The 5365-nt window shown below is 48.9% G+C and carries 4 protein-coding genes; all 4 read right to left on the bottom strand.

Going from position 1 to position 5365, the window contains the following annotated elements:
• Positions 1-81 precede the first annotated feature (81 nt).
• The 4 genes from AB4Z33_RS30220 to AB4Z33_RS30205 all read right to left on the bottom strand — a co-directional run bounded on the left by AB4Z33_RS30220 (position 82) and on the right by AB4Z33_RS30205 (position 5253).
• Complete coding sequence (locus AB4Z33_RS30220) at positions 82-1497, bottom strand: family 43 glycosylhydrolase (RefSeq protein ID WP_442053447.1); 1416 nt, start codon at positions 1495-1497, stop codon at positions 82-84.
• Positions 1498-1537: 40 nt separating this feature from the next.
• Positions 1538-2446: a carbohydrate ABC transporter permease gene (locus AB4Z33_RS30215; RefSeq protein ID WP_442053446.1), complete on the bottom strand. Its 909-nt coding sequence runs from the start codon at positions 2444-2446 to the stop codon at positions 1538-1540.
• Positions 2447-2466: 20 nt separating this feature from the next.
• Positions 2467-3426, bottom strand: a complete 960-nt coding sequence (locus AB4Z33_RS30210; RefSeq protein WP_442053445.1) for an ABC transporter permease — start codon at positions 3424-3426, stop codon at positions 2467-2469.
• A gap of 114 nt (positions 3427-3540) precedes the next feature.
• Positions 3541-5253: an ABC transporter substrate-binding protein gene (locus AB4Z33_RS30205; protein ID WP_442053444.1), complete on the bottom strand. Its 1713-nt coding sequence runs from the start codon at positions 5251-5253 to the stop codon at positions 3541-3543.
• Positions 5254-5365: the final 112 nt, after the last annotated feature.

Genomic DNA, 5365 nt, shown 5'->3' with positions numbered 1-5365 from the left:
AACCCGCCAAGTCTGTTAGGACCTGGCAGGTTAGCCTCTATCAGCAGCTCTATGCTGCGAACTAACTTATGCGTAATACAGTTATTCCAGAGTGAACGACGCCAGACTCGCGTTGCCGTTGCCCGTATACGTGAAATACAAGGCATTAACGCCTTCTGGGACGGTAATGTCGGCCACATACGTCGTCCATACGTTCGTGAAGTCGACCGGTATCGATCCGAGCGACGGACCGTCCCATGCCGTCTTGACCTCGAAGCTGCCCTGGGCATAACCGCGAGCCTTGATCTTGACGCGCTTCACGCCTTCGCATCGAAAATACTTGAAACCCGCTGTTGCGGAATCACGCATATTCGCGATGTAACCGACCTCTTCGTCCCCGTCCATGCCGTCTTGTGTTATTTTCGGGAATCGGCCGTCCATCCACGCGCCGTACGTGCCCGTATACAATTCATCCGTATTCGTGAACAGATGGCAAGCCAGATATGCCGGATACTCGCCTCGTCCGACAAGCGGGCCGCCGTTCGGACCGCTTGTCGTGAGCTCGACTTGCGGAATGGTGCCGTCCTCCATGATCTTAATCGGTTCAATGCAGCCCTGTCGGCTGTAGCTCGTGCCGTTCGTATGACGATGATAGAACATGTACCATTGCCCGTTCGCTTCCACCATGCCACCGTGATTGTTGCCGCCATAATACATGGGTTTGTTTGCCGGCTTGTACGTATCGATATGCAAGTCGTTGTTGCTGACGATGACGCCGCGGTACGTGAAGCCCTTCGTCGGATGCTTGCTAGTCGCGTAGCACAGCTCGTGCATGACTTCAGAGGAATAGACGAAGTAATACATGTCGCCCCGCTTACGGATGGACGGCGCTTCAAAAAACGCATGACCTTCGAATCCGGTTCCCTTGCTGTACGGCTCGCTTGGCACGATAAACGTCGGTTCTTCGATAATCGTAAGCATATCCGATCCGATTATCGTTGCCATCGCGCCACTGCGCGACTTGTCGCCGATTGCGCAGAATCCGGTATACAGGTAAGTGAGGCCGCCTTCCGTCAAGACGCCTGGATCGAATTGCGGCTGATCGCCCGCACGGTCGCCTAAGCGCGTTCCGTCGGCGTACTTCACGTAACCGTAGAACTCGTATTTGCCAGCCGGTGTATCGCAGACCGCGACCGAGACGACGGACACCTTGTCTAGAACATAATACAAATAATAGCGCCCGTCAGGGCCGCATGTGACGTCTGGCGCATAGAGACACATGCGCCCGTCCGGATTCAGCGGATCGTCCGTCTTCTCATAGATGACGCCTTCATACCGCCAGTCCGCAAGATCGTCGGCTGGCRCCGACCAGCATACATAATCGTTCAGACAGAAGACATGCCCGTTATAGCGGTCATGCGATCCGTATACATACACTCTATCCTGAAAGACATGCGGCTCTCCGTCAGGAATATACTCCCATGACGGCAAGTAAGGATTTACGCCTTGTTTCTTCATAAGAATGTTTTCCACTCCTCTAGCCTATATGGATACTCTATTACCCTTTCACTCCGCCAACGACCATACCTTTGACAAAATACTTCTGCAGGAATGGATAGACCAAAATAATCGGCACGCTTGCAACGATCGTCATCGTAGCGCGAATCGAAGTCGGCGTAACCATCTGTGCATTTCCTTGTGCATCCGCATATTGGTCRGCTGCRGAGGCGCTTGTATTGGAGGTGGACAAAATCTTCATCAATTCATATTGCAGCGTGCTTAGATTAGGCCTCGAAGAATTATACAGAAATACATCAAACCAGGAGTTCCACTGATATACCGCTACGAACAAAGACACAGTAGCAAGAGCCGGTACGGTAAGCGGAAGCACGATGCGGATAAAGGTGGTCAGATCCCCCGCGCCGTCGATTTTGGCCGATTCCATGATTCCTTCCGGCAAGCCTTCTATGAAGGACCGAATGACAATCATGTTAAATACGCCGATAATACCCGGAATAATGTAGACCCAGAAGCTGTTAATCATGCCGAGCTCTTTAATGAGCAGATAGTTCGGAATTAAGCCGCCGCTGAAGTACATCGTGAAAATGAAGGTAACGGAAACGAATTTCTTCAATTTGTACTCGGAACGGCTGATCGCAAAGGCAAGCATCGCTGTACAAAATACGGAAATGATTGTCCCGACGATTGTCCGCGCTGCGGAGATGAAGGTTGCAGAGAACACGTTTGATTCACCAAACACATATTCATAATTGCGAATGGTCCATTCACGCGGCCAAAAATAGATGTCGCCACGAATAGAGTCATTGGCATCGTTAAACGACAAAGCAAACATATTGATGAACGGATACAAAGTGAAGATGACAAGAATAATCATGAAGCTGTAGTTAAACACATCGAATATTCGATCGCCCGTCGAAGAATATCGAGCTGAATTGTTTTTTTTCATCGTATCGCCGCCTTTCCCATCTAATACAATCTGCTTTCGCCAAGACGTTTGGCAAGGTTATTGGCAACGATTAAGAAGATGAAGCTGACAACGGTCTTAAACATACCTGCTGCTGTCGCCAAGCCATAGTTATTCATTTGTATCCCGTATTTCAACACGAATATATCAAGATTTTCCGAATATTCAACATTCATGCCATTGCCAAGCAAGTATTGCGGTTCGAAGCCGGACTCCAGGATATGGCCCAGATTCATAATGAGCAGGATGACAATGACGGGTTTCATGCCCGGGAGCGTAATATGCCACATTCGCCGTAAGCGTGAGGCGCCGTCGATTTCGGCTGCTTCGTACTGCGTAGGATCAATCGTCGTAATGGCGGCCAAATAGATGATCGTATTCCATCCGATGTTCTTCCACACTTCGGTTACGCCTAGAATGCTCCAGAAATACTCGCCGACGCCGAGCCACAGAACGGGCTTGTCGATGATATTGAACTGGAGGAGCAATTCATTGAAAATCCCTTCCGGAGCAAGCGTTGTCTGGACGATATTAGCGGCAACGACCCACGAAATGAAATGGGGCAAATAACTAATCGTCTGGACCGTTCGCTTGAAGAAGATTTTTCGAAGCTCATTCAAGAGAAGCGCCAATACAATCGCGGTTACGAATCCTAACACCAGATTAATAGAGCTCATTACGAGCGTATTGCGCAAGACTAGATAAAACTGTTCTTCCTTAAACAAAAACTTGAAGTTATCCAATCCCGTCCAAGCTTGGTCGAATATATCTCTGCCAAGCCGATATTTTTGAAAGGCAATCGTCCAGCCCCAGAGCGGAACATATTTAAAAATGATTACCCATGCAAGAAAAGGCAGCGACATCAGCATCAGCATTTTCTGCTTGGATAATGCTTTGAAATAGGCCTTTAGGCGCGAATCGCCTGAAGACGATCCTGTCAATTGTACGCTATGTTTCTCCACCCGATACGTCTCCCTTCCGGCAAAATCTTATCTGTCACTAACCATAAGTAGATGGGAAAAGTGAATGGCTTCACTTTTCCCGCTTGGTTTACATGATTTGTTGCATGCTTGCACTTACCATTTACCAGCGACGCGATCCTTCACCTTGGCGGTCATGAATGCTTCGAAGCCGGCTGCATCCAATTTGCCGAAGTCTTTGAGATAATCGGCCCAGACGGACTCGAACTGACCTTCGGAAGCAAGTACCAACTTAGGAAAGAACTTTTGCTGAAGATCTCCTGCTTTCTGATTGAAAATATCTTCGGGAGATCCTTGCGCCTTCTCGATACTCCAGGCTGGATACCACGGTCTTTCCACAGGTTTCGCGAAGAAACCAGAGAACGTATCGCTTCCATAAGCTTTAAGCAATGCCCGATCGCCGTCTGTATAGTTGACATCCGCTACTTCCGGTTGGCTGAATGGCACATGCGCATTGCCGTCCTCGTACACGGAGTTGTTGCCGTAACGCGGCCATTCATAATCGAAATAAGCCCAGCCGTACTTGCGTTTGAAGTCGTTATCGTTACGGTTCGTCAATTGCTCTTTGCTCATGATGAAACGGCCTTCTTCGTTCACGGAATAGGTGACGCCTTCTTCGCCCCACTGKACAAGCTTCTGGTTCTCGTCCGTAAGTAGGTTATCCCAGTATTGAATGATTCGAGCCGGATCCTTGGCGCTTACGCTGATGCCGAGACCGCGGTTGTTAACGAAGGAAGGTGGGTCCATGTAAGCATCTGTCGTATTCTCGTCGAATACGATCGGAAGCGATACGTAACGCAGATCGTCATTGCCGGCTGCCTTCAGGTTGTTGATCGCATTACCGATCTGCCAGATGTAGCCGCTAAATCCGAGCACACGGCCGGAAGTCAGCTTAGCCATGAATTGGTCGCCGTTAGCCGTGAAGCTCTCTGGATCGAACAAACCTTTTACGTACATGTCATTCAGCTTTTGAAGCCATTTTTTCTCGTAATCGGTTCCCTGGTACACCTTGGCTTCATGCGTCTCCATATCTACCAAAACATTGCCGTCGTTCGGATATCCGGCTAAATGCATAGGTGCATTCGTTATCGTGTAGAATTGACCAGGCTCGCCTGCGAACGTAGCGTAGCCGATCGTATCTTTTCCATCGATGGTCGGATACTTAGCCTGATATTTCTCGATCAGTTCAAAATATTGATCAAGTGTCTTAACTTGCGGGTAGTCGAATTCTTTCAGCACTCTGCGTTGAATCCAGATGCTGCTGCCCGCATCCGGCTCCGTCAAATAACCGCCAATGTTGGCCGTGAAAGGCAGAATGTAAATGTTTCCGTCTTCATTTGTGATCTTGTCCATATAATCGCCATACACGCGCTTGATATTAGGACCATGCTGCTCGATCAGATCATTGAGCGGGATTAACGCATCTGCATCCAAAAGCTTTGCAAGTTCAGCTACCGGAGAGATGACATCCGGATATTCGCCGCCGGCAATCATGACGCCGGCCTTGGTGCTCGGATCGCCCACGACAAACTCCATTTTCCAATCGACGCCTGTTTGTTCTTGAAGGATTTTGCCGATCGTTGTTTCGCTCGCCAGTACGTCGTTATTCGTTCCGAATCCGAAATAAGTAAAGGTGACCGGGTCTTTGCTGACTTCTCCGGTATTTTCGCCGGTCGCGGTGCTGGTGTTCGTGTTGTTCTTGTTGTTTGTTTTCCCTCCTTCGCCATTATTCGACGAGCAACCGGCAAGGAGAACTACTGTGGCCGTTAGCATGGCTAGGCTGGTTTGCAGCCATCTTTTGTTGCGCATTTCCTAACCCCTTTCTACTTTTAATGTGATGTAAGCACTTTCAGTTTAGGATAAAAAATAAACAATTGTTATATAGCAAACCTTAGATCGGTCTTTGAATAGTTGTGAACTT

Origin of the sequence: Paenibacillus sp. 2TAB19, assembly GCF_052115185.1 — a bacterium.
In the GTDB taxonomy this organism is placed as follows: domain Bacteria; phylum Bacillota; class Bacilli; order Paenibacillales; family Paenibacillaceae; genus Pristimantibacillus.
The sequence above is the reverse complement of the archived record's forward strand: the minus strand, read 5'-3'. Positions and strand labels throughout refer to the sequence as shown.